Source organism: Dechloromonas sp. ZS-1 (genome assembly GCF_039649255.1).
Taxonomy (GTDB): Bacteria; Pseudomonadota; Gammaproteobacteria; order Burkholderiales; family Rhodocyclaceae; genus Azonexus.
The window spans coordinates 133,164-158,614 of record NZ_JBDIYD010000007.1 but is presented as its reverse complement, the minus strand read 5'-3'; the positions used below and the strand labels follow the sequence as shown (position 1 = coordinate 158,614).

Below are 25,451 nucleotides of genomic sequence, written 5' to 3'. Positions count from 1 at the left end.
AGGCTCGTGGAACACCGCAAGAAACTGATTCATGTGACAAAAATGCCCATTCGCTGGGGCGACATGGATGCCTATGGTCACGTCAATAACACGGTGTATTTCCGCTTTATGGAACAGGCCCGGGTCGAGTGGCTGGAGGATTTGAAGGTGGAAGTGCGTCCTGGCGGTGACGGCCCGGTGATCATCAATGCCAGCTGCACTTTCCTGATCCCGATGAATTATCCGGGGCAGGTCGAAGTCCGGACATTTGTCGGGGCGGTGGGGCGGTCCAGTTGCCAGACCTATGTCGAGATGCGGATCGAGGGGGATGATCGGCTCTATGCTGAAGGGGCGGCCAAGGTTGTGTGGATGGATACCTTGACGGGCAAGTCCGTGCCGTTGCCGGAGCATGTGCGGGCGGTGCTCGAAGCGGAGTAAACTGCCTGTCCATCAATTTGGAATGGATGAGGCATGGGTAAGCGCAAAATCTGGGACAAGCTTCTTTCGGCAGACCGCATCGGTGCGGGCAAGGCACCGGGTACGCCGGAGCGGACTGCTTTTCAGCAGGACTACGACCGGATTGTCTTTACCTCGGCGTTTCGGCGCCTGAAAGACAAAACCCAGGTTTTTCCGCTTTCCAAAAGTGATTACGTCCGTACCCGCCTGACCCACAGCCTGGAGGCGAGTTGCGTCGGCCGTTCGCTCGGTGCGGTGGTCGGGCGCGAAATCATTGCCCGGCATGGCCTCAAGGAGGTCGAGTCGGGCGATTTTGGCGCCATCGTGGCCGCAGCCTGCCTGGCGCACGATATCGGTAATCCGCCCTTCGGTCATGCCGGCGAAGATGCTATCCGCGAATGGTTTCGTACGTCCGGTTTGCTCGAACGTCACGACTTTACCCCGGCACAGCGGGCGGATTTCGAACGTTATGAAGGCAATGCGCAGGGCTTCCGGATTGTCAGTCGCCTGCAAAGCCCGGCCAATCCGGGCGGTTTGCAACTGACCAATGCGGTGCTGGCCACCTTCACAAAATATCCCCGCCCCTCGTATTTGCCAGAGACGCTTGAGGGTAAAAGCAGCAAGAAATTCGGCTTCTTTCAGCAGGATGCCGAGAATTTTGCCCAGGTCGCACGGTCGACCGGCCTGATCGAGCGAATTCCCGGCACGGCCTGGCGACGTCATCCGCTGGCCTTTCTGGTGGAGGTGGCAGACGATACCTGCTACCTGATCGTCGACCTGGAAGACGCGGCACGCTTGGGCTTTGTTCCTTACAAAGACGCCGAATGCCTGCTCGCGGATCTGGCCGGGAGCAGCGTCAATGGGCAGCGCCTGGACCGCCTGCATGATCCCAAGGAGCGCCTGGAGTATCTGCGGGCCAAGGCCATCGGGCGCTTGCTGGAAAGTGCGGCCGCGGTGTTCCTGGAGAACGAAGAGGCCATTCTGTCCGGCGATTTCGATGACGAACTGCTCGAGCAGTCCCCGATTGCCGTGCCTTTGCAAGCAGTCTTGAAACTGGCCAAGGACACGATTTATACCGCGCGTCCCGCACTCGAGATTGAAACGGCCGGTTTCGAGGTGCTGGGCGCCTTGCTGGGCTTGTTTACCCAGGCGGTTGAGGCGCGGGCAGGGCACGGGCGTTTTACGACACGTGAGCGCATGTTGCTCAAGCTGTTGCCGACTCAGTTTCTCGACCATGATGGCGAGCCTTCCGCCGATCCTTATATCCGTTTGCTGCAAATCGCCGACTTTGTCGCGGGGATGACGGATTCCTATGCTGTCGATATGTATCGCAAGTTGAAAGGTTTCGATTTGCCGGCCTGACAGAAGGCTGGGCTGATCTCTCGAAAGGGACACTGCGGTGTCCCTTTCTGCTTTTCAGGGGGGGGCTGTTCGATCTGGTCAGAACTTGTCAGAAGTCGTCAGAGACATTGACCGTAGTTCGTCCTAGCATGAATGCATGGTGAAGTGTGCATGCATTGTGCCGGGCAAAAGCAAGCCGGCGTGAATTGATGCATGCAATTTGAAGCGGTCTCGGTAACCCTACCGGGATCACAGTAGCAGGAGAGAAGAGCATGTCCGCCAATCTGCAAATTCTGGTTGATAGCATCGAAGACGGGCTGATGATTGTCGGTAAGGACGGGATCGTCAAATTGACCAACCGCATGGCCACGGCGCAATTGAAGGCCCTGGTCGGCAAGCCGCTTGCCTCCGATGAAATCCGTGTTCAGCTGGCCGCCCTGATCCGTGGCTATGCCCGACCGCCGGTTAATTTCACCATTCAGGCCGGGCCTGACCATGATGAAATTCTCCAGATCAAGATTTCAGAATCGCCTGTGGGCGGGGGTTATCTGGTCAATATCCGCAATCTGGGTGAGGTGCAGCGTTACCAAACCGTGATTTCGAATCTGGCGACCCTGTTGCAGGCAGAGCTGGGCGACAGCCTGAAGACATTTGGCCTGAGTGCACACGACTGCATGCGCGGCGCCGTGGCGGATGCCGAAGGGCGCCAGGTGGCCCGGGACAAAATTGAAAACATGCTGCGCGAAGGCGAGAAGCTGGTTGGCCAGATGGCCCAGATGGCCGCGTTTGCCGAATCGTTTGCCAACAAGCCAGTGGTGGCGAGTGACCGGATCGAGTTGTTGCCACTGCTGAAAAAGCTGCTGGGTCGAGCCCAGCGTTTGCTGGATGGCCGCAAGCTCAAGCTGCATCTGAATATTCCGGGCAATGTCGAACTGCCGGTGGTCTATGGCAGCCAGGACTGGCTCGTGGAGGCGCTGTACGGCTATGTCGAGTATCTGGTCATGCATTGCAATGTGAAATCCGATCTGGAAATCGTGGTGCGGCCGCACGGCAATTTCGTCAGCATGCAAATACAGAACCATGGCAAGGGGCTCTCCAAGGCAACGGAGTCGCGCAGCGCCATGCCGTTTGGTCAATCCACCCATAACCGTGAAGGTGCGCCACATCAGGCACCGCGTACGTTGGGTCTGGGCATGGCCTTGTGTAAAAAAATCGTTGAACTGCACCGGGGTGGTGTCCGGCTGGACGAAGAGGACAGCGTCGTGACATCGCTCTTCATCGAACTGCCCGCCGGTGCGCCCCCCGAAGACGTCAATCCGGATCTCGGGGCCGAGCAGGCCAAGCGTTATGCCGAAGATTTGACCCGCCTGATGCTGCGTCAGCGTCAAGCGGCCAGCAACTGAGAAGGGAGTCATCCATCATGAGCAAACGTAGCGTTATTTTGATCATTGAAGATCAAGCCGATATCCGTTCCCTGATCCGCATGACCCTGGAAATGGGTAACAACGAAATCCACGAAGCGGAAAATGGTGACAGTGGCTGGCACATGGTGCGTGCCCTGCGCCCTGATCTGGTCCTGCTCGATGTCATGATGCCGGGGACGCTGGATGGGTATCAGGTCTGCCAGAAAATCCGCAACGAACCCTCGATCAAGGAAACACCTGTCATCATGCTGACCGCGCGCGGCCAGCAGTCTGACTTCGAAATGGGACGACAAGCGGGCGCAAGCGCCTACCTGACCAAACCTTTCAGTCCGCTGGAGCTGATCGATACGGTCGACAGCCATTTGGCACAAAAATCATGAGACGCCGTTTTTTGCGTGCCGCATGCGCAACCGTCTGTCTCTTCGCCAGCGGTTGGTTGCAGGCCGACCCTGCGGCATCGCCGGTCTATCTCGGACTGGATCTGGAAATTGCCGATCTGACGAGTACCTCGGACGATGCCATCCGTCTGGGCGCCAGCATTGCACTGGAAGAAATCAATCTTGCCGGCGGTGTGCTGCCCGGGCGTCCCTTGTCTCTGGTGGTGCTCGACAATCGCTCCATGCCCGCGCGTGGGGCCGACAATCTGCGCAAATTTGCTGCCCAGCCCGGTCTGGTCGCGATGATGACCGGCAAGTTCAGTCCGGTTGCCTTGGAGCAGGTCAAGCTGTTGCCCTCGCTTGAGATGATCATGCTGGATCCCTGGGCTGCGGCAGATGGCATTGTTGATAACGGGCAGAAGCCAAACTGGGCATTCCGGCTTTCCTTGTCGGACACGCTCGCAGTGAAGGCAATGTTGCTGCAAGTGAAAAAGCGCGGCTTCAAGCGTTTTGGCATGTTGCTGCCCAATATTGCCTGGGGGCGAAGCAATCATGATGCCGTCGAGAAAGCGTTGAACGGTCGTCAGGATGTCCAGTTGGTGGGGACTGAGTGGTACAACTGGGGGACGATCGCTGGCGAAAATCTGCTGGCCCGTTACAACGCCTTGCGTACCGCCGGGGCAGAGGCGATTTTTCTGGTTGCCAACGAGCGTGAGGGCGAACAGATGGTCAAAATCATCGCCGGCCTGCCCGAGGCTGAACGCCTGCCGATTTTGAGTCACTGGGGCATCACCGGGGGCGATTTTTATCGGATGGCCGGAGAGGCGCTGAAGAAGGTCGATTTCTCGGTGGTGCAGACCTACTCCTTCGGCGAGGCCCGCAATCCACCTGCCAAGCGTCTTGCCCAGCGAGCGATGGATCATTTCAAGGTGAAGACACCGGAGCAGATTCCCTCTGCGGTCGGTGTGGCGCATGCCTATGATCTGGTGCATCTGTTGGCGATGGCCATTCGTCAGGCAGGAACCGATGATCGGCGTGCTGTTCGGGCCGCACTGGAAAATCTTGCCCCGTTTGATGGGGTGATGAAGCGCTACGCCCCGCCGTTCACGGCGGAGCGCCACGAAGCGTTGGGCGAGCGGGATCTGTATTTTGCCCGCTTCCGCGAGGATGGCGCCTTGGTCAGGGTAGGGCGGTAATCACAAGGAGAGGCATCATGACAGCGCTTTGGCATGATCTGAAAGCACGCCTGCAAGTCTGGTATGAAACCAGTATGGCGAACCGCGTGGCCCTGCGCAGCCAGGGCGTGGCTGCCGGTGCCTTGCTGGTGGCAACGGTGATTTTCTATCCGCTGACGGCCCGTTACATCACCGAAACGGCTGAATTGCGCGTCCGTCTGGCCACCACCCTCCTGGCCGAGCGCCTTGAATCCGAGCTGGAGCGAGCCTTGGGCGAGATGGACCGACTGTCTCATTTGTCCCTGGTCGGAAATGCGCTGGCCGATGCTTCGGGTAATCAAGGGCACCTACGTCCATTCCTGGCCGAATATGGTCGCAATGTGCCGGAAATGAGCGTTCCTGCCCTGGTCGATGCCAATGGGACGGTACTGGCAGGCGATCTGAATGCGGAGGAGTTGGCGGAGTTCAGGAGTGTCCGCCCCCTGGATGAAATGCCGCATCTGCATTTTATTCCCGCGATCAGTGAAGCCCGCCTCTACATGCATTTCCCCGTACGGTATGTGGCGACGGGAACGGTCGAAGGCGTGCTGGTGACCCATCTGGATTTGGACATGTTGCTGAAGCGCCTGGTCGCGGAGGCAGCATTGCCGGGGAAACTGCCGTTGAATATCAGCCTTCGGGATGGTAGCGGCATGTTGAAGCTGCGCCAGGCCAGTTTCAGTGGCCCGAGTGCCAGCCCGGTCGTCTTGGACTTGAACGGCCCGTTTGCCAAACGGTATCACCTGAGTATCCAGGTTGAAGCGACGACAGATCCGGAGGTGGCGTATCGCCCCTTGATTCTGGTGACGGTCGTCTTGCTGGTGGTGATCGTGGTGCTCTTGTGGGTTGTCATGTTGATTGCCCGCCGTTTTTCAGCGCGCGATGTAGAGCCGTTGCGGGAAATGGGCAGCCGCGCCATGGAAATCGCCAGTGCCGGCCCCGGAGGACTGCGCGAACTCGAAGTCGTCCGCAGCGACGAAGTCGGCTGGATGGGGACGGCCTTCAATGAGATGGTCTATTCCTTACGCTGTGTCTATGACCGCCAGGAGGAGGTCGTGGCAAAGCGCACGCGTGAATTGGATGCGGCGCGCGAGCATCTTCGTTCCGTCCTCGACGGGGTGGATGATGTGGTCTATGCGCTCAGCCGGGATGGGGGCGCGGTGGATTACATCAGTGCTTCGGCGGCACGCGTTTTCGGATACGCCCCAAAGGCTTTTCTGCAGGACCCCGCGCTGTTTTCCCGAATCATCCTGGAGGAGGATCGGGCGCTCTTCACGCAGGGCTTGTCGGCACTGGAAGGGGGGCATCTGCAGGAGGTGCGTTATCGGATTCGTCATGCCGACGGCAGTATCCGTCTGGTCATCAACCGAATGAATCTGATCCTCGACAATGAGGGATTGATGAACCGGATCGGCGGTCTCGTGCGCGATATTACCGATGCGGTCGAAGCAGAAAACCAGTTGCATCTGCAGGAGCGGGCGCTGGCCTCGAGTTCGTGCGGGGTGGTCATTTCGGACATGAAGCAGCCGGGGCAGCCCGTCATCTACGTCAATGAGTCGTTTGAACGGATTACCGGCTACTCGTCGGCCGAAGTGCTTGGGCACAACTGCAACCTTCTGCAGCACGAGGGCGATGATCTGGCTGCGCTCGGAGAAATCCGCAATGCCATTCGGGCCGGCCGCTCGTGCAAGGTCGTCTTGAAAAACTGGCGCAAGGATGGCCAGCCTTTCTGGAATGAACTCTCCTTGTCGCCCCTTTTCAATGACGCAGGTGAGATTACCCACTATATCGGCATTCAGAATGACATCACGGCCAGCATGGCAGCCACGCAGGCGCTGGTGGAAAGCGAGCATCGGCTGGCGTTGACCGTCGAAGCCTTGCACGAAGGAATCTGGGACTGGAATGTGGTGACCAATACCCTTGTGACCAGCCCGAGCTGGGCGCGGGTGCTGGGTTTGGACCCGGATCAGGTGAAAGGATCGCATACCCTCGATACCTTCCTGGCACGACTCTCTCCGATGTGGCGCGAGCGTTTGATGGATGCGCTGGCACAACATTTTGCTTCCGGTAACGAAGATTTCTATTTCGAGCACCAGTGTGAGTTGCCGGACGGGCGTCAGATCTGGGCTGCCAATCATGGTCGTGTGGTCGAGATGACGCCGGAAGGCAAGCCGCTGCGGATGGTCGGGAGCATTGTCGATATCTCTGATCGCATCCAGTCGACCGAGCGCATCATCCGTTTGATGTCACAGCTCGACGTGATCCTCACCCTGAGCCCGGACGGCATCATTTATTTCGATGAGCAAGGGAAGATTTCCTTCGTCAATCGCGCATTTGAACGGATGACGGGGATTCAGGCAGGCGAAGCAACTGGCCTGGGTCGATTGGAGCTCGATGCCCTGCTGCGTGGGCGAGCCGACCCTGCTCAGACTTTCCCGGACTGTTTTGCCAAGGAGGTCTGCGGGTGCAGCGATGATAAATCGGCAGGCAGTTGCCTGATGTACATGCAGAAGCCCAGGCACAGCGTGCTGCAGGTCAGCGTGCATGAGCCGACCTCCGGGAACAGCATCGTGGTGTACCTGCGCGATGTCACCCGTGAAACCGAGGTCGACCGCATGAAGAGCGAATTCCTCTCCACCGCCGCCCACGAACTGCGTACGCCGATGACCAGCATCATGGGCTATGTCGAGTTGATGCGCATGCGCGAATTCGATCGTGAGAGCTCGCTCAAGATTTTTGACACCATTCACCGTCAGGCCCGGCGCCTGACCGACCTGATCAATGAATTGCTCGATCTCGCCCGGATCGAGGCGCGCGGCGGCAAGGTCTTCAACATGCAGGATGTCCAGCCTGGATTGGTTCTGCAAGAAGCCATCGGTGCCATGAAGGCCATGAACGGCGAGTCAGGGGCAGCACGCATGCAGGTTCAGATCGACGATAACCTGCCCTCGATCGAGGGCGATCCGGCCAAATTGCAGCAGGCTTTCCTGAACATCATCTCCAATGCCTACAAATACTCGCCGGATGGCGGCGCGATAGAAATTCAGGCGGTGCAGTCAGCGAATGGTGAGCGCTTGGGGGTCGATGTCTCGGTCCGCGATCACGGGATCGGCATGACGCCTGCGGACCTGTCGCGTGTCTTTGAACGATTTTTCCGGGCGGATGGCTCCGGCAATATCCCGGGGACCGGCCTCGGCATGTCCCTGGTCAAGGAAATCGTGACGGCCCATCACGGTGAAATCCAGGTGGATAGCGAGTTGGGTGAGGGGACGGTTGTCCGTATCTGGCTGCCGACCAAGGTGGTGGCAGTGGCCTCGGAAGAGATGGTTGAAAACCCGTCACTGACAGCCTCTCATCTTGGTGAACTCACCTTGTGGCTGGATGAGGGCGCCGCGCAGACAGCGAATACCGAAGGAGTGGCATCATGAACGAACGTCTTGAGCACCTGTTCCCGGAGATCGATTTCGAACTTGATCTCGATGAGCGCACCTTGCCCAGTATTGACCACTTAGCGCCTGCCCAGAGCGATCAGGCTGCCCGTATCCGCGAATTGACCGCCGAGCGCACGGCAGCTTATGGCCAGATGCAGCGCATGATGGCCGACATCAATCGCCTGCGGGAAAGCGAACAACGATTGACGGCGTCGCGGCAGGGCATGATGACCGACATGCTGTACCGGATGGCCTTGTTGTCCGAGTACCGCAAGGGGGGCAGCACGGAAAGCGTGGTGCGGATTGGGACGCTGGCGGCACTGCTGGCACATGCCATCGGCCAGCCCGATGCCTTTTGTGATGTACTGCAGTTGGCTGCACCGCTGCATGACATCGGTGAAATCTGTTTGCCGGATGCCTTGCTGGGCGTGGATGAATTCGATGCGTCCCTGCATCATGAAATGCAAATTCATTGTCTGCTGGGGGCGCGCTTGCTTGCTTCGGCGAATGATCCTGTCCTGGCGACAGCCTCGGTGATTGCCGAATCGCATCACGAACGCTTCGATGGGAGCGGTTACCCGCGTGCGCTGCGCGGTGAGGATATTCCGCTGGCGGCGAGAATTGTGGCCTGCGTGGATGTGTTCGATGCGCTGACCTGTGATCGTCCGCAACGTGCCAAGATTCCCGCCCCTGCCGCGATTGATCAGGTGCTGGCCATGCAAGGCTGCTTTGATCCGGACATTCTGTCGGCATTGGGTCGCATGCGGGACAAGATCATGCTGGTGCGCTGGCCCCTTGATTCAGCGAATGTAACCGATGAATTGCGTCATGCGATCGAACAGCAATTGCGCCCGGATTTCTGGCGGCGTTTTGTGGATTGATCTCTCCATCCGGATGAAATCGTCAATTTTCACAAAAGTATTATTTGTGTAGATTCTGTCAAATATTGACAATGCTGCCGACTCGGGTATTAATCTCGGGTTTATGCACAATGAAACAATAAAAACGCACGCGCTCCTGCTGGTTGCCATCGCGGACGAGTCGCTAAGGCTGCAATTGCTGGAAGGACTGCCGAACCATGGCTGGCGGGTATTGACTGCCGCCTCTTCGGCGGAAGTGCCGGCCTTGTTGCTGCAGCATCATCCCGCTGCGCTGATGGTGGATCCCGGGATTGAATTGCCGGAGATGATTCTCGAGTCTTTCCGGATTCCTTGCGTGGCCTTGTTGCCTCAGCAGGAGGAGGCCGCAGCCGTGGGGCTGATGCGTGACCGGCTGATCACCATGTGTTTCACGCCGCCGTTCAATCTGGATTGGTTGGCGGCATCCTTGAGTGCGCTGGTGCGTTTGTGTCGTGGCGAAAACTCCCGGGAGGGGCGCTGGTTTTATCCCCGCACGGACGAGGCGCCCGATGCCTGGATCCTGTTTGCCGGAACATGGACGTTGCAGGCGCCGGGCGGAGAGTCGATCCGTCTGAGCCAGACGGAAACCACCTTCATTGCCGCGTTGGCTCACAAACCGGGGCAGGCGGTTTCGCGGCGTGAGATGGTGGAAGCCCTGGGGCACGATATGGAGTATTTCGATCTGCGCCGCCTCGATACCCTGGTCAGCCGGTTGCGGGTCAAGGTCAATAATGTTTCTTCGATCACATTGCCGGTACGCAGCATTCATGCCGTTGGCTATGCCTTTGTTGCGCCGATTCATCTCGAGGATTGAGCGTTCATGGTGATCGAAGGAGCAGGAGCTTTTTGATGTCGATTTCACGCATGCGTCGCCGGCTCATTCAGGCCTTGCCACTGTCTGCGGGCTTGGCTTTTTTACCGGCCTGCGGCACACCGCCGCTCCGCCTGGGGGTTCATCCCTGGATCGGGTATGAATCTTTTTTCCTGGCACGCAGCATGGGGGCCTTATCCAGCCAGATTCAGCTGACGGAAACCCGCAGCGCGAGCGAATCAATTGCGGCAATACAAAGTGGCGCAGTGGATGCGGCATGCCTGACCCTGGACGAAGTACTCCATGTTCGAGGGAGCGGTACGCCGCTCTCCATCATCGCCGTGCTCGATATGTCGGCCGGTGCCGACGTCGTGATGGCCAGGTCGACGATCACGGCATGGTCGGATATCGCTGGCAAGCGCATTGCACTTGAGGCGTCGGCGGTGGGCGAGTTAATGCTGGTCAAGCTGCTGGAGGTCGCGAATGTGGCACGTAGCGAGGTCACACTCGTCGATCTGCCTCCGGAAAAACTGCAGGATGCCTGGGCAGCACAGGAGATCGATCTGGCGATCACCTATGAGCCAACGGCCAGCCGTCTGGCGACCTTGGGGGCGGAACGCTTGTTCGACAGTCGACGTCTTCCGGAAACCATTTTTGATGTCCTGGCAGTGCGCACCGATCAGCGGGATCGTTTGCATCCGACCCTGCGGGCGCTCTTGCGGGCGCATTTCGCCGGGATTGGACATCTGCGGGTCAATCGTCCGGATGCCTTGCATCGGATTGCATCCCGTCAGCAGATTTCGCTGGAAAGCGCACAAAAAGCGCTGGGAGGGGTTGTCATCCCTGATCTGGAACGCAACCGTATTCTGCTGCAACCCGGAAGTAGTCTGCAGCGTGCAGCCGCCGCACTCAGTGAATTGATGTCGGGGCGTGCCATGCTGGCCCGTCCCGATGCCCTGGAGGACCTGCTGGACGGGCGCTATTTGCCAGAGCAGGGGGGGGCATGATCTGGCAGCGGCTGTCTGTTCAATGCTTCCTAGCCTGTCTCATGGGGTGTTTTTTATTACCGGCGCATGCCATGGAAACACTCAATCTGGCGGTGTTTGCCTACCGCGAAAAGCCCTTGCTGGCACAACGCTTTCAGCCTTTGGCCACGTATCTGGGTGATAGTTTGCCGGGGGTGCAGGTCAATCTGCTGGTTCTGGATCAGGGCGAAATTGAAACGGCATTGTCCAATAACGGGATCGACCTGTTATTGACCAATCCCGGTCATTACCTTGTTGTCCGCAGCCGTAACAGCATGGCCGGGGTGCTGGCGACACTGACCTCGATGCGCAATGGAGTGGCTACGGCGAGCCTGGGCGGGGTGATTGTGGTGCGCAATGACAATCCGACTGTGCACTCGCTCGCGCATCTGGGCGGGAAACGGATTGCGGCCCCGGGTTTCGGGTTTTTCGGTGGCTATCAGGCGGTCCTTCATGAGTTGCTGGCTGCGGGTTTAGCTCAGCCCGAACCCGGCGATCTTCGCTTCGTGGGGGGGCACGAGGCCGCCATCGCCAGTGTTCTGGCAGGAGATGCCGATGCTGCCTTTATCCGGACCGGCATCCTTGAGGACATGCAGGCGCAGGGGCGTCTGGCTCCGGAGGCCTTGAAGGTGATCAATCGGCAGGCGCTACCGAGCTTCCCCTATGCGGTGTCGACCCGTCTTTACCCGGAATGGCCGCTGATTGTCATGCCGCATCTGGACAGTGTCATGACGCGCCGAATTGCCTCCGCCATTTTTGCGTTGGAGCCGACGCATCCGGCCAGTCGGGCGGCGGGCATTGCCGGATTTTTACCGCCTGCGGATTACCTGCCGGTTGAAAATCTCGCGCGCGCCTTGCGCTTGCCGCCATTCGATCAGCCGGTGCCGTTTTCGTGGCATGACGCCTGGACCCGTTACTGGCCCTATCTGATTTTCTTCCTGAGCGGCTTTGTCGTGATCCTGCTGGTTTCGCTGCGTCTGGCGGCCAGTAATCGGAAGCTGTCGCTCGCCAAAGTCGCGCTCGAGCAGAGTACGCAGGCCCTGGCGGTGGAACGTCTGCATTTGAGTACCCTGGTCCGGACCTTGCCCGATCTGGTTTGGCTGAAAGATCCCGAAGGCGTCTATCTCGACTGCAATCCGCGCTTTGAAGCCTTCTTTGGCAAATCGCGCGAGGAGATCGTTGGCAAGACGGATTACGACTTTGTAGACGCGGCCTTGGCGGATGCTTTTCGTGCCCATGATCTGGCCGCGATTGAAGCCGGGACTCCCCGCGTCAACGAGGAATGGGTGACCTTTGCCAGCGATGGGCATCGCGAGTTGCTCGAAACGACCAAGACGCCGATGTATGGCCCGGAGGGGGGACTGATCGGCGTACTCGGCATTTCGCACGACATTACCGAGCGCAAGCGTTTGCAGGCGGACCTTGAAGAGTATGGAAGGACGCTGGCGCAGCGTGTCGAGGAACGCAGCCAGGCGCTGCTGGGTATGGAGCAGCGTGCTTCGTTGATCCTCCAGACCAGCGCAGCCGGTTTGTACGGGGTCAATCTCTCGGGTGAGATCATCTTCATCAATCCGGCGGCGTGCCAGATGCTGGGGGTGAGCGTTGAGGACGCCATCGGTCAGAATGCCCATCATCTCTTCCATCACCATTACCCGGATGGGCGGCCGTATCCGGCTGAAGACTGCACGAGCCTGCAGTTTGTCCGCGAGGGGCGGCAGATTTTCCTTGAAGAAGAAACCTACTGGCGCCGGGATGGGACGCCCTTGCCGGTGATGCTCTGGATTCACCCCATGCACCAGAGCGGGGAGAACGTGGGAGCGGTGGTCAGCTTCGTCGATATCAGTGCGCAGCGTCAGGCGCAGCAGGCCAAGGATCGGGCGCTGGCGGCGGCGGAGCATCTCGCCCGCATGCGCAGCGAGTTTGTGGCCAACATGAGTCACGAAATCCGCACGCCCTTGAATGGCATCCTGGGGTTTGCCGATCTCGGCCTGCGCTATCTCGATCAGCCGGACAAGATCAGGAACGCCTTGACCAAGGTGTCGATGGCCGGCAAGCATTTGCTGGGGGTCATCAATGACATCCTCGATTTTTCCAAGATCGAGGCGGGCAAAATGCATATCGAACAGGCACCGATCCACCTCCCGGGGGTGCTGGATGAAGCGGTGGATACGGTTCAGGAACTGGCGCGCAAAAAGGGCTTGTCCTTGCGCCTGGAGCGTTCCCCGAATTTGCCGGTCCGCTGCTTGGGGGATGATCTGCGCTTGCGTCAGGTTTTGCTCAACCTGTTGTCGAACGCGGTCAAATTCACGGAAAACGGTTTTGTCAGCCTGCGTGCCTGGTGTGAAGACGAGGTCCTCCATCTGGAGGTTGAGGACAGCGGGATTGGCATGAGCGCGGCACAGTGCGCCCTGATTTTTGATCCTTTCGTGCAGGTCGATACCTCCTCGACCCGACGTTACGGCGGCACCGGTCTGGGGCTGTCGATCACCCGTCGCCTGGTCGAATTGATGGGCGGCCAGATTCAGGTGCGCAGTACGCCGGAACAAGGCACCTGTTTCATGGTGTCGCTGCCTTATCTGCCCTTGCCGGAACATGCCGTGGCCTCGTCGGCGAGCCAGGATGCCTTGTTCCCCTTATCCGGTTATGCCGTGCTCATTGCCGAGGACAATCCGGTCAATCGGGAACTCCTGCTCGAAAATCTGCACTTGGCCGGTGCCCGGGTAACGGCTGTGGAGAACGGTCGGGCGGCCTGCGATGCGGTGGCGGAAGAGGGCGGCGCGGCCTTCGATGTGGTCCTGATGGATTTGCAGATGCCTGTCATGGGCGGCTATGAGGCCACCGAACGCATTCTGGCCATGGCGCCGGATCTGCCGATCATCGGCCAGACGGCGCATGCTTATGGCGAAGAGCGGGATCGCTGCTTTGCCGTCGGGATGGTGGCGCATATTGCCAAGCCCATCGATCTGGGCGAGTTGATGCGCCTGATTCAGGTGCATGGCGGTGCACGTCATGCGGCCCGCCATGCGGCCGGGGTTAGGCCTTCAGCGCAGTGAAAAAACGGTCGCGGGCGGCTTCGAGTGCTGCCTGCTCGCTCTCCGGCACCAGGCGGCTGCAGGTCCGGTAAAACGTGTCGAAGGCGGCACGTACGCCGGCTTCGGTGAGGCGGCCCCGGGCTGCGGTTTTGGGGGCGGCATCTGCGGTCTCGATGGGTCTGAGAACAGCATAGCGGGGAATGATCTGCTGCCCGCCTTCTTCCGAAGAGGCAGTCAGCGGGCCGGTCTTCACGAAGACCTTGCCTTCGTATTCAAAGCGGGCGCCCAGGGGCAGGTGTTGCAGTTTCATGATCGGTACTCTGACGGTCGACGCCGGATATTAGCCGATTTTGCCGCTTGCTTCCGCTTGCCAAAAATCGATAACTGTACAAAAATACAGTCATTGGTTTTTGCGTGGAGCCCCTCATGAAACTGACCCCGCGACAGCAGGAAATCCTCGATTTCATCCGCAATACGGTTGAAGTCCTTGGCGCGCCGCCCACCCGGGCCGAAATCGCCACGGCCTTCGGCTTTGCCTCGCCCAATGCGGCGGAGGATCATCTCAAGGCCCTCGCCAAAAAAGGGGCCATCAATCTGGAACCGGGCTCGGCCCGGGGTATCCGTCTGGTCGAACAACTGGGTTTGCCCCTCATCGGTAGCGTGGCGGCCGGTTCGCCCATTCTGGCTGTCGAGAACGTGCAGGGACGCTATGCCCTGGATGCCGGACTGTTCAATCCCCGTGCCGACTTTCTGCTCAAGGTGCGCGGCCTTTCCATGATCGATGCCGGGATTTTCGATGGCGACCTGCTTGCCATACACAAGACCACGCAAGCGCGTGACGGGCAGATCGTCGTTGCCCGGCTGGATGAAGAGGTCACGGTCAAGCGCCTGCAACGCATGAACGGCCTGATCAAGCTGATCGCCGAAAACCCGGATTACGAGCCCATCATCGTCAATCCGGCCCAGGTCGATTTCGCCATCGAAGGGGTGGCCGTCGGCCTGATTCGCGGAGCGGTCAGCACCTTCTCATGAGCGCCATGCCGCAGACAGTCGCGCTGGCCGATGTGCTGGCCCGGGGCGATGTCTGGCGCGGCGATGCGCTGGCCCGCCTGCCGGTGGACGCATTGGCCACCGGCTATCCGGAACTCGATGCCGAATTGCCCGGAGGCGGCTGGCCGCAGGGGCAATTGACCGAGTGTCTGAGCGACCAGGCGGGCATCGGCGAACTTTCCCTGATCATGCCGACGCTGGCGCGGCTGTCTGCCGGAGATGGCTGGCTCGCCCTGGTGGCACCGCCTTATGTGCCGCATGCTCCCGCCTGGCTGGCCGCCGGGGTGGCGTTGCAGCGTTTGGTCATCCTTTATCCCGGCCGCGAACTGGCCTGGTGTGTCGAGCAGTTGCTGGCGAGCGGCGGTTTTTCGGCCGTGCTGGTGTGGCCCGAGCAGCATCGGGCGAATGCACCGCTGAGTCGGCAGGCGCCCTATTTTTTACAAACCGCGTTCGACGGCGTGGGGAGTTGCCTGCCAGAGGGCGCGATGCCGGTGAATGCACCGATGCCGGCTCGGGATGGGGGTCTGTCCGCTGCCCTGGCTGGGCGTGCGAGCAAGTTGGCCGGCCAGCGGCATACGCGAGGCAGCACCGCCGCGCTGGACGCACGCACCTTGCGGCGGTGGCAGGTAGCGGCTGAACAGCACCCGGTTTTTGCCTGTGTGTGGCGGTCGACCGCCGCCGCCCGTGAGACCTCGCCGGCGGCCTTGCGCGTTTCCCTGCAGCCGGCCGCGCAGGGCCTCTCGGTGCATATCCTGAAGCGGCGCGGCATGCCGGCAGCCCGACCGCTGACCCTGGCCTTGCCGCATGCCCCGCGTCCTCATCATGCTCTGGCTCGCCCTGTATTTTCCCCAACTGCCACGCGAAGCCCTGGCCTCAGTATCGTCGCCTAGTGCGGTGACTGCCCGGGGACGGGTTGTCGTGGCCGATCCGGCGGCGCAGACGGCAGGGATTGAAGCGGGCTTGTCGCTGGCTGCGGCGCTCGGCCGCGTGCCGAGTCTTGCCTTGCTGGCGCGCGACCCTTTGCGGGAGGAGGCCGCACGCGTCGACCGGGCCATCTGGGCCGGGCGCTTTACCCCGCATGTCAGCCTTGATGCCGGCGGCTTGCGACTGGAGGTGGGCGGCTGCCTGCGCCTGTTTGGCGGGCGGGATGCCTTGCTTTCGGCGCTGCAAGCCAGCCTGCTTGAACAAGGCTGGGAGACGCATTGGGCGCTGGCACCAACGCCGCTGGGGGCAGCCTGGCTGGCCCGTAGCGCTGAGTCGGGGGGCAGCGGCGTGATCTGTGATCGTCCGGATGCGATGTATGCAGCCCTGGATGCCTTGCCCTGGCGTGTCGCAGATTGGCCTGCCGCCGTGACGGACCAACTCGATGCGTTCGGTTTGCCGACGCTGGGGGCGTTGCGCAGCGTGCCGAGCGCCGGCCTGCGCCAGCGGCTGGGGGAAGCCGTGGTGAATGCGCTCTGGCGGGCGTATGGCGAGTTGCCTGATCCGCAGGCGCCGTTTACCTTTCCCGAACACTTCGAGGCCCGCTTGGAACTGCCCGGCCGGGTCGAGCAGGCGAGCGCCTTGCTGTTTGCCGCCCAGCGTCTGCTGGCGCGTCTGAGCGGCTGGCTGACGGTGCGGCAGCAACGCGCCCGCCAATTGAACCTGACCCTGCTGTACAGCGATCACACGGCCAGCGACCTCCCCTTGCTCTTGAGCGAAGCCTCCGCCGATGAAGCCCGCTGGCGACGGGTCTTGCAGGCACGTCTGGAACGCCTGGAACTCGCTGCCCCGGTAGAAAGATTGCAGCTTTCGGTGACGACCTGCGAATCGGCGCAGCACGAAGCACGCTCGCTTTTTTCCGGCAGCGCCAGCGGCGAGGGGGCGGCGGCCTGTCTGGAGCGCCTGCAGGCCCGCTTGGGCGAGGGCGCGGTGCACGTGCTCGATGCGGTGGCGGATTACCGGCCCGAATGCGCCAGTCGCCTCACCCCCTTGCAGGCGGTCAGGCCGGAAAACAGCCCATCCGGACGGTCGACCGTCGGGGCGCGGCCATTTTGGCTTCTGCCGGCCCCTTTGCCCTTGGATGAGCGCAAGGGGGCACCGTACTGGCAGGGGCCTTTGCAGCGATTGAGCCGTGCCGAACGTCTGGAGAGCGGCTGGTGGGATGAGGGCGAGGCCGGGGCGGTGGGCGACTTGCGGCGCGACTATTGCGTGGCCCGCAGCACGACGGGGGCGCTGCTGTGGATTTTTCGCGATGCGGACGGCTGGTTCCTGCATGGCTTTTTTGCCTGAGAGGGGCTGCCATGTCGTTACCGGCCTACGCCGAACTGCATTGCCTGTCCAATTTCAGCTTCCTGCGCGGGGCCTCGCACCCGGACGAACTGGTCGAGCGGGCGGCCGCGCTGGGATATGCCGCCCTCGCGCTGACCGATGAAGCCTCGCTGGCCGGGGTGGTGCGTGCCCATCTGGCGGCCCGGCAGCATGGGCTGAAACTGATCGTCGGGAGCGAGATGACCACGGTCGACGGCCTGAAACTGGTGTTTTTGGCGTGCAACCGGGAAGGGTACGGCAATCTGTCGGCGTTGATCTCCTTGGCGCGGCGGCGTTCGGACAAGGGGCGCTATTGCCTGCAACGCCATGACCTGGGCGGCGCTTCACCGAGCGGCGCGCTGCCGGATTGCCTGGTTCTCTGGGTTGCCTCTCCGGATGCCACGGAGGCCGATGCCCGCTGGCTGGCCGAGCGTTTTTCCGGACGCCTCTGGCTGGCGGCCGAGTGCCATGCCGGCCCGGACGATGCGGCCTATCTCGCGCATCTGGCGGGGCTGGGTGCGGCATGCGGGCTGCCGCTGGTGGCCTGTGGCGATGTGCATATGCACGAACGGTCACGGCGTCCGGTGCAGGATGTGCTGACCGCGCTGCGCCTCAAAACCACCGTCTTTGCGGCAGGCGGTGCCCTGTTTCCAAATGGCGAGCGGCATTTGCGCACGCGCCTGCGTCTTTCCCGCCTCTATCCGCCCGCCTGGCTCGCGGAAAGTGTGCGCATCGCCGAACGCTGTCAGTTTTCGCTCGACAGCCTGCGCTACGAATACCCGGAAGAAATCGTCCCGCCCGGGGAAACGCCGGCCAGCTGGCTGCGGGTGGAGACCGAGCGCGGCCTGGGGCAACGTTATCCGGGCGGCGTGCCGGCGCCGGTGCGCGCGCGCATCGAGCATGAGCTGACCCTGATCGGTCAACTGGGGTACGAGGCCTATTTCCTGACGGTCTACGACATTGTCTGTTTTGCCCGCGCTCAAGGCATTCTTTGCCAGGGGCGGGGGTCGGCGGCCAACTCCACGGTTTGCTTTGCGCTCGGTATCACCGAGGTCGATCCGGCCCGTTCCGCTCTGCTGTTCGAGCGCTTCATCTCGAAAGAGCGGGGCGAACCGCCCGATATCGATGTCGATTTCGAACACGAGCGGCGCGAAGAGGTCATCCAGTACATCTATGGCAAATATGGGCGCGAGCGGGCGGCGCTGGCGGCTGCTTTGATCACCTACCGGACCAAGGGTGCCCTGCGCGATGTCGGGCGTGCGCTGGGTTTCGAGCGGGTGCAGATCGATGCCTTGACGGCGTCCCTGGCCTGGTGGGACCAGCGAGCCCAGTTGCCGGTCCGTTTTGCCGAGATGGGGCTCGACCCGGAGAGTCCGCGTGTGGCCAAGTGGCTGGCGCTGGCCGAGGCGCTGCGCGGCTTTCCGCGTCATTTGACCCAGCATGTCGGCGGCTTCGTCATCTCGCGCGGGCCGCTGGCCCGTCTGGTGCCGGTCGAAAATGCCGCCATGCCGGCGCGCACGGTGATCCAGTGGGACAAGGATGACCTCGACGCCATGGGCCTGATGAAGGTCGATGTACTCGCCCTCGGCATGTTGTCCGCACTGCGCCGGATGCTGGCACTGATTGGGCAGGCCGACGGTCAACCACGTTTTTTGCATCAAATTCCGGAAGGCGATGCCGCGACGTACGCCATGCTCTGCCGGGCTGACAGCATGGGGGTTTTTCAGGTCGAGTCGCGGGCCCAGATGGCCATGCTGCCGCGCCTGCGCCCACGCAACTACTACGATCTCGTGGTTGAAGTGGCCCTGGTTCGGCCCGGCCCGATCCAGGGTGACATGGTGCATCCCTATCTCAAGCGCCGGCGCGATCCGGCCTTGATCGAGCGCATTTCGCCGGCGGTCGACGCGGTGCTGGCGCGCACCCTGGGCGTGCCCATCTTCCAGGAGCAGGTCATGCAACTGGCTATTGTCGCGGCGGGCTTCACGCCGGGCGAGGCGGATGATCTGCGGCGGGCCATGGCCGCCTGGCGGCGCAAGGGCAATCTGGAACGCCATGAGGATAAATTGCGTCAGGGGATGGCCGAGCGAGGGCTGCCACCGGCGTTTGCCGAACGTATCGTGGCCCAGATCCGGGGGTTTGGCGAATACGGCTTTCCCGAGTCGCATGCGGCCAGTTTCGCTTTGCTGGTCTATGCCTCGGCCTGGATCAAATGCCATCACCCGGCGGCATTTTTGTGCGGCTTGCTCAACAGCCAGCCGATGGGCTTTTACGCGCCCTCGATGCTGATTCAGGATGCACGCCGTCATGGGGTGCGGGTGTTGCCGGTGGATGTGACGGCCAGTGCATGGGAGAGCACCCTGGACGCAGAAGGCTGCGTGCGGCTGGGCATGCGTGAAATCAAGGGGCTCTCGCCGACGGTCGCGCAACGGATTGTGACCGCACGGATGTGCGCTCCCTTTGATTCCGTGGCCGATCTGGCGACCCGGGCCGATCTGGCGCGGCGCGATTTGACCGTGCTGGCGGCGGCGGATGCGCTCAAGGCGCTGGCCGGTCATCGCCATCAGGCTGCCTGGCAAAGCAGTGTGGCGGTGGTGCATCAGGGTGACTTGTTTGCCGGAAGTCTGCCGCCGGAAGCCGTCACGGCCTTGCCTTCGCCCAGTCTGGGGGAAAATCTGGTGGCCGATTACCGCCAGCTGGGCCACAGCTTGCGGGTGCACCCACTCTCCTTGCTGCGCGCGCGTTTGAGCGCGCGCCGTTTTCTCTCTGCGGGCGAACTGGCTCAATTGGGCGATTGCGCCCTGGTGCGCGTGGCCGGGATCGTGGTCGGGCGTCAGCGTCCGGGGACGGCCAGCGGGGTGGTCTTCGTGACACTCGAAGATGAAAGCGGCTGGACCAATGTCGTGGTTCAGGCCGGGCTCGTCGAGCGTCAACGCAAGGAACTGCTGTCGGCGCGCCTGCTCGGGGTGTATGGTCAGTTGCAACGGGCCGACTCGGTGCTGCATCTGGTGGCCAAGCGCTTTATCGATCTGAGTCCCTGGTTGGGTGATCTGGCGACGCGCAGCCGCGATTTTCACTGAGTTCCGGCTTTAATCGTCGGCTTCGTTCAGCGGGTAAGGGTCGGCGACATACGCCGGTCCTTTCATGACCATCACGATGAACGACCCGATCCCGACGGTCAACATCACCGTCCAGTGCAAAATCACCAGCCCGATTACATAAATATCGATCAGCCCGCTCTGTGCGGGGTCAATCAGCAGCAGGTCCAGCCCGACCAGGACCCGGCTCAACAGGGCGGGGGCACTCAGCAGCAGGCTGCCGATCACGGTCAGGCGCGGTAGCGCGCGCAGCAGGCGGCGTTCGATGCCGGCGGGCGAGCGCTGAAAGCCGGGCAGGCGATTGAAAAAACCGGCCATGATCAGCGATACCCCAGCCAGAAACCGACCCCCAGCGCGAGGCAGGCGACCGTCGTCAGCCGCAGACGCAGCGGCAGATACCAATCCGGCAAGTCGGCAATATGGACCAGGCGTCTGTCCTGAACAAGATGCAGGACGAAGCCGATGATCAGCAGCAGGCAGGCCGCGGTGGGGATGAGCATCAGGCTCGGCCAGGCGATCAGGGCGGGCAGCGTGCTCCAGATGTACAGCGCGGTGCGTCGCGAAGGCGGCAACTCGGGTAGGGTCATGGCAAAGGCCCAGTGCAGGGCGCCGACGAAGGTCAGAATCACGGCACCGTAAGCGCGCAGCGCATCAAGCCACCAGAGCGCATGATGCGGGTCGAGCCAGGCGACGGCGGGCAGCATCAGGAAAGGCAGTAGACCGCCGTAGCCAAGCCAGGCGGTGCTTTTGGGATATGGGGCGGCGAGTGGCGTCATCATGGTCGGCTTGCGTGGTTTGATCAGATGTTGTGGACAAGATTTCTAATCCGGCCTGTTTTTCCTTAATATTAGGTTTTTGATGTTATTTGTCCAGGACAAAAATGAATAATTTAAAAACGGTTTGCGTCATCGGTGCCGGTCTGTCCGGCCTGGCCTGCGCGCGTGCCTTGCAGGCGGCAGGCTGGCAGGTGACGGTGCTTGATAAAAGCCGGGGGCCGGCCGGGCGCATGAGTACGCGGCGCGGCGATGACTGGCAGTGTGATCACGGGGCGCGCTATTTCACGGCGAGCGATCCGCGCTTTATGGCTGAAGTCAGCGCGTGGCAACGTGCCGGCGTGGCCGCATCCTGGACGCCCCGCCTGGCAGTGATCGGTGGAGAGCAGAGCGAATCGTCCGGGGCGCAGCCCGTGCGCTATGTCGGCGTTCCCCGCATGACTGCCCCCGCCCGTTACCTGGCGGATGCCTTGTCCTTGCAGTTACAGCAAACGGTGCATGCGCTCGAACCCTCGCCGGCTGGATGGTACGTGCATACCCTGGAGTCTGGTGCGCTGGCCCAGCCGTTTCGCGCCGTGGTGCTGGCCGTGCCGGCACCCCAGGCACAGCCGCTGCTCGCCGATGTGGCACCTGAGCTGGCCGGGTTGGCGGCGAAAGCACGCATGACGGGGACGTGGACCCTGATGGTGCGTTATGCGACGCCACTGGCGCTTCCCTTTGATGCCGCCTTCGTCAATCGCGGCGCCTTGCGCTGGGTGGCTCGCGAAACCAGCAAGCCGGGGCGCCCATCGTGCGAAACCTGGCTGCTACAGGCGTCGACCGTCTGGAGCGAGGCGCATATCGAGGCCGAACCCGAGCGGGTGGCCGAGGCCTTGCTGGCGGCCTTTCGTGATCTGGGGGCACCTGCGCCGGCAGCATGGACCGCGCATCGCTGGCGTTATGCCGATACGGCGACGCCGCTTGCTTGCGCTTACCAGTGGTCTGCCGGGCAGGGCATCGGCCTGTGTGGCGATTGGCTGGCGGACGGGCGTGTCGAAGGCGCCTGGTTGAGCGGTGTCCGCCTGGCTGAAGCGATGGGTTCGCCTTGAACCCGTCTTGAACCCGCCTTGTACCCCGTGTGATGCAGGGACTGTGCAGCCTCTGCATCAGGGCATGCTGTCTGCCTTGATGCGGGCAAAGCCATGCCAGATGGCGTGCTTGCACAGCGTCACCACGCCCAATGGCATGCGATGCGCACCTGCGCTAAAGCGCGGAGACGGTAAAAATCGAAAGCAACAAAACAGGAGAATGGTGCGTCCTGACGGAATCGAACCGCCGACCTCCACGATGTCAACGTGGCGCTCTAACCAGCTGAGCTAAGGACGCAGGCTTTATGCTTGCAGGGACTGTTGCAGTCCGGCCATCCCGACAAGGGGGGGATGGAGCGGGAGACGAGTCTCGAACTCGCGACCTCAACCTTGGCAAGGTTGCGCTCTACCAACTGAGCTACTCCCGCATTTCGATGCCAAATTTTTGGTGCCCAGGAGAGGACTCGAACCTCCACGCCGTTAAGCGCTAGTACCTGAAACTAGTGCGTCTACCAATTCCGCCACCTGGGCAGGCGTCGAAAGAGCGCGCATTATAGGGAGGGGTTCCGGGGATGGCAAGTATTTTTCAAAAATTTTTTGCTATTGCCAGGAATGCTCTGGCTTTCCGGCGGTCCACGGCGATGTCGGGTGAAAAATAGCTGACAAATTTACTCGATTATTTTAGAATTACCCCTTTGGTTTTTGTGGAGATCAGGCTTCATGTTCCGGCACCTGCGTGAGGATATTCGGGCGGTTTTCGACCGCGACCCGGCTGCTCGCTCGTTCTGGGAAGTGCTGACCTGTTATCCCGGTATCCACGCCCTGATCTTTCATCGCATTGCGCATTGGTTGTGGGGGCATCGCCTGCGCTGGCTGGCCCGCTTTACGGCCCATCTGTCGCGCATGCTGACCGGCATCGAAATTCACCCGGGTGCGACCATCGGTCGTCGCTTCTTCATCGATCACGGCATGGGTGTCGTGATCGGCGAGACAGCCGAGATCGGGGACGATGTCACCCTGTATCACGGCGTCACGCTGGGTGGGACCTCCTGGAATAAAGGGAAACGCCATCCGACCCTGGAAGATGGTGTGGTGGTCGGTGCGGGCGCCAAGGTGCTGGGGCCGATCACGATCAGTGCGGGCGCTAAGGTCGGTTCCAATGCGGTGGTGACCAAGGCGGTGCCGCCGGGGGCGACAGCGGTGGGTAATCCGGCGCGCATCATTGATCGCGAGAGCCGTGAGCGCGAGGCGCAGGCCGAGAAGATGGGGTTTTCCGCCTATGCCGTGGCGCGCGATCAGGATGATCCGCTGGCCAAGGCCATCCATGGTCTGCTTGATCATGCGGCGGAAACCGATCGGCGTCTGGCCAGCCTGCTGCGCGAACTGGCGGAGCAGGGCGTGAAATGCGATCAAGAGGTGCAGGCGGCGGATCGGTTTGATCCGCAATACCTGAGTAAAATAGTTGACTAATTTTGTCTGGCTTCTGTATAGTTGACAGAAATAGTACGGTATTTTCTGGAGAGCGAAGATGCGTTTGACGACCAAAGGGCGTTTTGCAGTGACGGCGATGATGGACCTGGCCTTGCGCGGGCAGGATGGTCCGGTGTCGCTGGCCAGCATCAGCGAGCGTCAGAAGATTTCCCTCTCGTACCTCGAGCAGCTGTTCGGCAAATTGCGTCGTTACAAGCTGGTCGATAGCGTGCGTGGGCCGGGGGGCGGTTATTGCATTGCCCGCCCGCTCAATCAGCTGACCATTGCAGAGATCATTCGCGCCGTGGATGAGCAGCTTGATGCGACCCAGTGCGGTGGCCGTGAAAACTGCCACGACGAGCATCGCTGCATGACGCACGACCTCTGGAGCACCTTGAACCGCAAGATGTACGAATACCTCTCGTCGGTCACCATGGCGGAGTTGGTCGAGCGCGAGTTGGCCAAGCAGGGTGGTCGTGAAGCGGTGCTGGAGGATCTGCGTCTGGCAGGGCCGCACCCGAAGCCGCGCGAAAAGGCAGCGGCCACGGTCTGATCATCATGTTTCGCCCCGTCTACCTCGATCACAACGCGACGACCCCGCTCGATCCGGCGGTGCTGTCGGCCATGCTGCCCTGGCTGGAAAGCCAGTTCGGCAATGCCTCCAGTCGTCACGAATATGGCCGGCAAGCGCGTCAGGCCATTGATGAGGCGCGTCAGCGGGTGGCGGCGGCGGTCAATGCGCATGCAACCGAAGTGGTGTTCACCAGCGGTGGCAGCGAAGCCAATAATCTGTTTCTCAAAGGTGCGGCTGCGACCATGAAGCCCTCGGCTTTGGCGGTCAGTGCGGTCGAGCATCCCTGTATTCTGAAACCGGCTGCTCAATTGGCGCGTCAAGGCTGGACCTGTCACATGCTGGCGGTCGACGCGGCTGGGCGGGTCGAATCCGCCGGCTTTGCCGAAGTCATGCAGGCGCGCCCGCGTCTGGTCTCGGTCATGGCCGCCAATAACGAAACCGGTGTCCTGCAGGATATTGTGTCCCTGGCGCCGCTTGCCAAGGCTGCCGGTGCCTGGTTCCACAGCGATGCGGTGCAGATGCTGGGCAAGCACGCCATCGATTTCCGTGCGCTCAATGCGGCGGGTCTGAATGCGTTGACCGTGTCGGCCCATAAGGCCTGCGGCCCGAAGGGCGTCGCCGCCCTGATTCTGGATAAACGTGTTGAACTGCAGCCCCTGATTGCCGGTGGCGGTCATGAGCGCGGCTTGCGCTCCGGGACTGAAAATGTGGCCGCCATCGTGGGTTTTGGCGTCGCAGCGGAACTTGCGGCCCGACGCGCTGCCGAATTGCCGCAACGCCTGCGTCAGTTGCAAATGCAATTGGAAACCGGGTTGGCTGCGCTGGGTGCAACGATTTTTGCGCAGCAGGCGCCGCGTTTGCCGAATACCGCGTATTTCGCCTTTCCCGATATCGATGGCGAAACCCTGGTCGGCAAGCTCGATCGCGACGGCTTTGCGGTGGCGAGCGGTGCGGCCTGTTCCAGCGCCAACCCGGAGCCCTCTCATGTGCTGCGTGCCATGGGGGTGGCGCCTGAAATTGCCCGCGGTGCGGTGCGCGTCAGCCTGGGTGCGACGACCACGGCCGACGAGATTGAACGATTCATCCATACCCTGCAGCAGACGGTCGGTCGACTGCAGGGGCTGACAGCCTTGTTAAACTAGCC

The 25,451-nt window shown here is 61.4% G+C and carries 21 protein-coding genes and 3 tRNA genes; 18 read left to right on the top strand and 6 right to left on the bottom strand.

Annotated elements, in window-relative coordinates; all coding sequences use genetic code 11:
• The first annotated feature begins 6 nt into the window (after positions 1–6).
• The 10 genes from AACO21_RS11150 (at position 7) to AACO21_RS11105 (ending at position 14,010) form a co-directional block, all read left to right on the top strand.
• Entirely contained in the window at positions 7–417 is a 411-nt protein-coding gene (locus AACO21_RS11150) for a thioesterase family protein (protein ID WP_346192588.1), read from the top strand.
• Positions 418–450: 33 nt separating this feature from the next.
• Positions 451–1,797, top strand: coding sequence for a dGTP triphosphohydrolase (gene dgt / locus AACO21_RS11145; protein ID WP_346192587.1), 1,347 nt, complete (start codon positions 451–453; stop codon positions 1,795–1,797).
• A 251-nt stretch (positions 1,798–2,048) separates the two neighbouring features.
• Positions 2,049–3,179, top strand: a complete 1,131-nt coding sequence (locus tag AACO21_RS11140; RefSeq protein WP_346192586.1) for an ATP-binding protein — start codon at positions 2,049–2,051, stop codon at positions 3,177–3,179.
• Between the two features lie 17 nt (positions 3,180–3,196).
• Positions 3,197–3,580: a response regulator gene (locus AACO21_RS11135; RefSeq protein WP_346192585.1), complete on the top strand. Its 384-nt coding sequence runs from the start codon at positions 3,197–3,199 to the stop codon at positions 3,578–3,580.
• Positions 3,577–4,773 carry an ABC transporter substrate-binding protein gene (locus tag AACO21_RS11130; RefSeq protein ID WP_346192584.1) on the top strand — a complete coding sequence of 399 codons (1,197 nt, stop codon included), beginning with the start codon at positions 3,577–3,579 and terminating at the stop codon, positions 4,771–4,773. Before AACO21_RS11135 ends, AACO21_RS11130 begins: the two co-directional genes overlap by 4 nt.
• Before the next feature lie 17 nt (positions 4,774–4,790).
• On the top strand, positions 4,791–8,219 hold the full coding sequence (locus tag AACO21_RS11125) for a PAS domain S-box protein (RefSeq protein ID WP_346192583.1): 3,429 nt from the start codon (positions 4,791–4,793) through the stop codon (positions 8,217–8,219).
• Positions 8,216–9,103: an HD domain-containing phosphohydrolase gene (locus AACO21_RS11120; RefSeq protein ID WP_346192582.1), complete on the top strand. Its 888-nt coding sequence runs from the start codon at positions 8,216–8,218 to the stop codon at positions 9,101–9,103. Before AACO21_RS11125 ends, AACO21_RS11120 begins: the two co-directional genes overlap by 4 nt.
• Before the next feature lie 103 nt (positions 9,104–9,206).
• Positions 9,207–9,935, top strand: coding sequence for a winged helix-turn-helix domain-containing protein (locus AACO21_RS11115; protein ID WP_346192581.1), 729 nt, complete (start codon positions 9,207–9,209; stop codon positions 9,933–9,935).
• A 35-nt stretch (positions 9,936–9,970) separates the two neighbouring features.
• Positions 9,971–10,939, top strand: a complete 969-nt coding sequence (locus AACO21_RS11110; RefSeq protein WP_346192580.1) for an ABC transporter substrate-binding protein — start codon at positions 9,971–9,973, stop codon at positions 10,937–10,939.
• A 71-nt stretch (positions 10,940–11,010) separates the two neighbouring features.
• Entirely contained in the window at positions 11,011–14,010 is a 3,000-nt protein-coding gene (locus AACO21_RS11105) for a PhnD/SsuA/transferrin family substrate-binding protein (protein ID WP_346192579.1), read from the top strand.
• On the opposite strand, the gene AACO21_RS11100 is transcribed toward AACO21_RS11105, so the two are convergent.
• Positions 13,991–14,299 (bottom strand): hypothetical protein, encoded by a 309-nt coding sequence (locus tag AACO21_RS11100; RefSeq protein ID WP_346192578.1) that lies wholly within the window; start codon positions 14,297–14,299, stop codon positions 13,991–13,993. The genes AACO21_RS11105 and AACO21_RS11100 overlap by 20 nt on opposite strands.
• Before the next feature lie 116 nt (positions 14,300–14,415).
• On the opposite strand from AACO21_RS11100, the gene lexA reads away from it, so the two are divergent.
• The 4 genes from lexA to AACO21_RS11080 are packed head-to-tail and all read left to right on the top strand — an operon-like array spanning position 14,416 to position 20,405.
• The gene (gene lexA, locus AACO21_RS11095) at positions 14,416–15,021 is read left to right on the top strand and encodes a transcriptional repressor LexA (protein ID WP_346192577.1); all 606 of its coding nucleotides are present in this window, start codon (positions 14,416–14,418) and stop codon (positions 15,019–15,021) included.
• Positions 15,018–15,929, top strand: coding sequence for an SOS cell division inhibitor (locus tag AACO21_RS11090; RefSeq protein WP_346192576.1), 912 nt, complete (start codon positions 15,018–15,020; stop codon positions 15,927–15,929). The genes lexA and AACO21_RS11090 overlap by 4 nt, the downstream gene beginning before the upstream one ends.
• On the top strand, positions 15,844–17,310 hold the full coding sequence (locus AACO21_RS11085; RefSeq protein ID WP_346192575.1) for a DNA polymerase Y family protein: 1,467 nt from the start codon (positions 15,844–15,846) through the stop codon (positions 17,308–17,310). The genes AACO21_RS11090 and AACO21_RS11085 overlap by 86 nt, the downstream gene beginning before the upstream one ends.
• 11 nt (positions 17,311–17,321) lie before the next feature.
• Entirely contained in the window at positions 17,322–20,405 is a 3,084-nt protein-coding gene (locus AACO21_RS11080; RefSeq protein WP_346192574.1) for an error-prone DNA polymerase, read from the top strand.
• Between the two features lie 9 nt (positions 20,406–20,414).
• On the opposite strand, the gene AACO21_RS11075 is transcribed toward AACO21_RS11080, so the two are convergent.
• Both AACO21_RS11075 and AACO21_RS11070 read right to left on the bottom strand, forming a co-directional pair.
• A complete protein-coding gene (locus tag AACO21_RS11075; protein WP_346192573.1) occupies positions 20,415–20,741 on the bottom strand; it encodes a hypothetical protein in 327 nt (108 codons plus the stop codon).
• 2 nt (positions 20,742–20,743) lie between these two features.
• Complete coding sequence (locus AACO21_RS11070; protein WP_346192572.1) at positions 20,744–21,202, bottom strand: DUF3429 domain-containing protein; 459 nt, start codon at positions 21,200–21,202, stop codon at positions 20,744–20,746.
• 101 nt (positions 21,203–21,303) lie between these two features.
• Between AACO21_RS11070 and AACO21_RS11065 the strand changes: the two genes are divergently transcribed.
• On the top strand, positions 21,304–22,284 hold the full coding sequence (locus AACO21_RS11065) for an FAD-dependent oxidoreductase (protein ID WP_346192571.1): 981 nt from the start codon (positions 21,304–21,306) through the stop codon (positions 22,282–22,284).
• A gap of 200 nt (positions 22,285–22,484) precedes the next feature.
• Here the strand turns inward: AACO21_RS11065 and AACO21_RS11060 are convergent.
• The 3 genes from AACO21_RS11060 to AACO21_RS11050 form a co-directional block, all read right to left on the bottom strand.
• Positions 22,485–22,561, bottom strand: a tRNA-Val gene (locus AACO21_RS11060).
• Between the two features lie 54 nt (positions 22,562–22,615).
• Positions 22,616–22,691 (bottom strand) — tRNA-Gly (locus tag AACO21_RS11055).
• Positions 22,692–22,709: 18 nt separating this feature from the next.
• A tRNA-Leu gene (locus AACO21_RS11050) sits at positions 22,710–22,794 on the bottom strand.
• Between the two features lie 189 nt (positions 22,795–22,983).
• Here AACO21_RS11050 and cysE point away from each other — a divergent pair.
• The 3 genes from cysE to AACO21_RS11035 are packed head-to-tail and all read left to right on the top strand — an operon-like array spanning position 22,984 to position 25,449.
• A complete protein-coding gene (cysE, locus tag AACO21_RS11045; protein WP_346192570.1) occupies positions 22,984–23,733 on the top strand; it encodes a serine O-acetyltransferase in 750 nt (249 codons plus the stop codon).
• 58 nt (positions 23,734–23,791) lie between these two features.
• Positions 23,792–24,286 (top strand): Fe-S cluster assembly transcriptional regulator IscR, encoded by a 495-nt coding sequence (gene iscR / locus AACO21_RS11040; RefSeq protein ID WP_346192569.1) that lies wholly within the window; start codon positions 23,792–23,794, stop codon positions 24,284–24,286.
• 5 nt (positions 24,287–24,291) lie between these two features.
• The gene (locus AACO21_RS11035; RefSeq protein ID WP_346192568.1) at positions 24,292–25,449 is read left to right on the top strand and encodes a cysteine desulfurase family protein; all 1,158 of its coding nucleotides are present in this window, start codon (positions 24,292–24,294) and stop codon (positions 25,447–25,449) included.
• The last annotated feature ends 2 nt before the right edge of the window (positions 25,450–25,451 follow it).

Excerpts from the sequence above, each read along its gene's own strand:
- AACO21_RS11115 (WP_346192581.1), top strand. The coding sequence starts at position 9,207 with ATGCACAATGAAACAATAAAAACGCACGCGCTCCTGCTGGTTGCCATC.
- AACO21_RS11125 (WP_346192583.1), top strand. The coding sequence starts at position 4,791 with ATGACAGCGCTTTGGCATGATCTGAAAGCACGCCTGCAAGTCTGGTAT.
- AACO21_RS11085 (WP_346192575.1), top strand. The coding sequence starts at position 15,844 with ATGCCCCGCGTCCTCATCATGCTCTGGCTCGCCCTGTATTTTCCCCAA.
- AACO21_RS11035 (WP_346192568.1), top strand. The coding sequence starts at position 24,292 with ATGTTTCGCCCCGTCTACCTCGATCACAACGCGACGACCCCGCTCGAT.
- AACO21_RS11130 (WP_346192584.1), top strand. The coding sequence starts at position 3,577 with ATGAGACGCCGTTTTTTGCGTGCCGCATGCGCAACCGTCTGTCTCTTC.
- lexA (WP_346192577.1), top strand. The coding sequence starts at position 14,416 with ATGAAACTGACCCCGCGACAGCAGGAAATCCTCGATTTCATCCGCAAT.
- AACO21_RS11105 (WP_346192579.1), top strand. The coding sequence starts at position 11,011 with ATGGAAACACTCAATCTGGCGGTGTTTGCCTACCGCGAAAAGCCCTTG.
- dgt (WP_346192587.1), top strand. The coding sequence starts at position 451 with ATGGGTAAGCGCAAAATCTGGGACAAGCTTCTTTCGGCAGACCGCATC.
- AACO21_RS11075 (WP_346192573.1), bottom strand. The coding sequence starts at position 20,741 with ATGGCCGGTTTTTTCAATCGCCTGCCCGGCTTTCAGCGCTCGCCCGCC.
- AACO21_RS11070 (WP_346192572.1), bottom strand. The coding sequence starts at position 21,202 with ATGATGACGCCACTCGCCGCCCCATATCCCAAAAGCACCGCCTGGCTT.
- cysE (WP_346192570.1), top strand. The coding sequence starts at position 22,984 with ATGTTCCGGCACCTGCGTGAGGATATTCGGGCGGTTTTCGACCGCGAC.
- iscR (WP_346192569.1), top strand. The coding sequence starts at position 23,792 with ATGCGTTTGACGACCAAAGGGCGTTTTGCAGTGACGGCGATGATGGAC.
- AACO21_RS11090 (WP_346192576.1), top strand. The coding sequence starts at position 15,018 with ATGAGCGCCATGCCGCAGACAGTCGCGCTGGCCGATGTGCTGGCCCGG.
- AACO21_RS11080 (WP_346192574.1), top strand. The coding sequence starts at position 17,322 with ATGTCGTTACCGGCCTACGCCGAACTGCATTGCCTGTCCAATTTCAGC.
- AACO21_RS11135 (WP_346192585.1), top strand. The coding sequence starts at position 3,197 with ATGAGCAAACGTAGCGTTATTTTGATCATTGAAGATCAAGCCGATATC.
- AACO21_RS11120 (WP_346192582.1), top strand. The coding sequence starts at position 8,216 with ATGAACGAACGTCTTGAGCACCTGTTCCCGGAGATCGATTTCGAACTT.
- AACO21_RS11140 (WP_346192586.1), top strand. The coding sequence starts at position 2,049 with ATGTCCGCCAATCTGCAAATTCTGGTTGATAGCATCGAAGACGGGCTG.
- AACO21_RS11100 (WP_346192578.1), bottom strand. The coding sequence starts at position 14,299 with ATGAAACTGCAACACCTGCCCCTGGGCGCCCGCTTTGAATACGAAGGC.
- AACO21_RS11110 (WP_346192580.1), top strand. The coding sequence starts at position 9,971 with ATGTCGATTTCACGCATGCGTCGCCGGCTCATTCAGGCCTTGCCACTG.
- AACO21_RS11065 (WP_346192571.1), top strand. The coding sequence starts at position 21,304 with ATGAATAATTTAAAAACGGTTTGCGTCATCGGTGCCGGTCTGTCCGGC.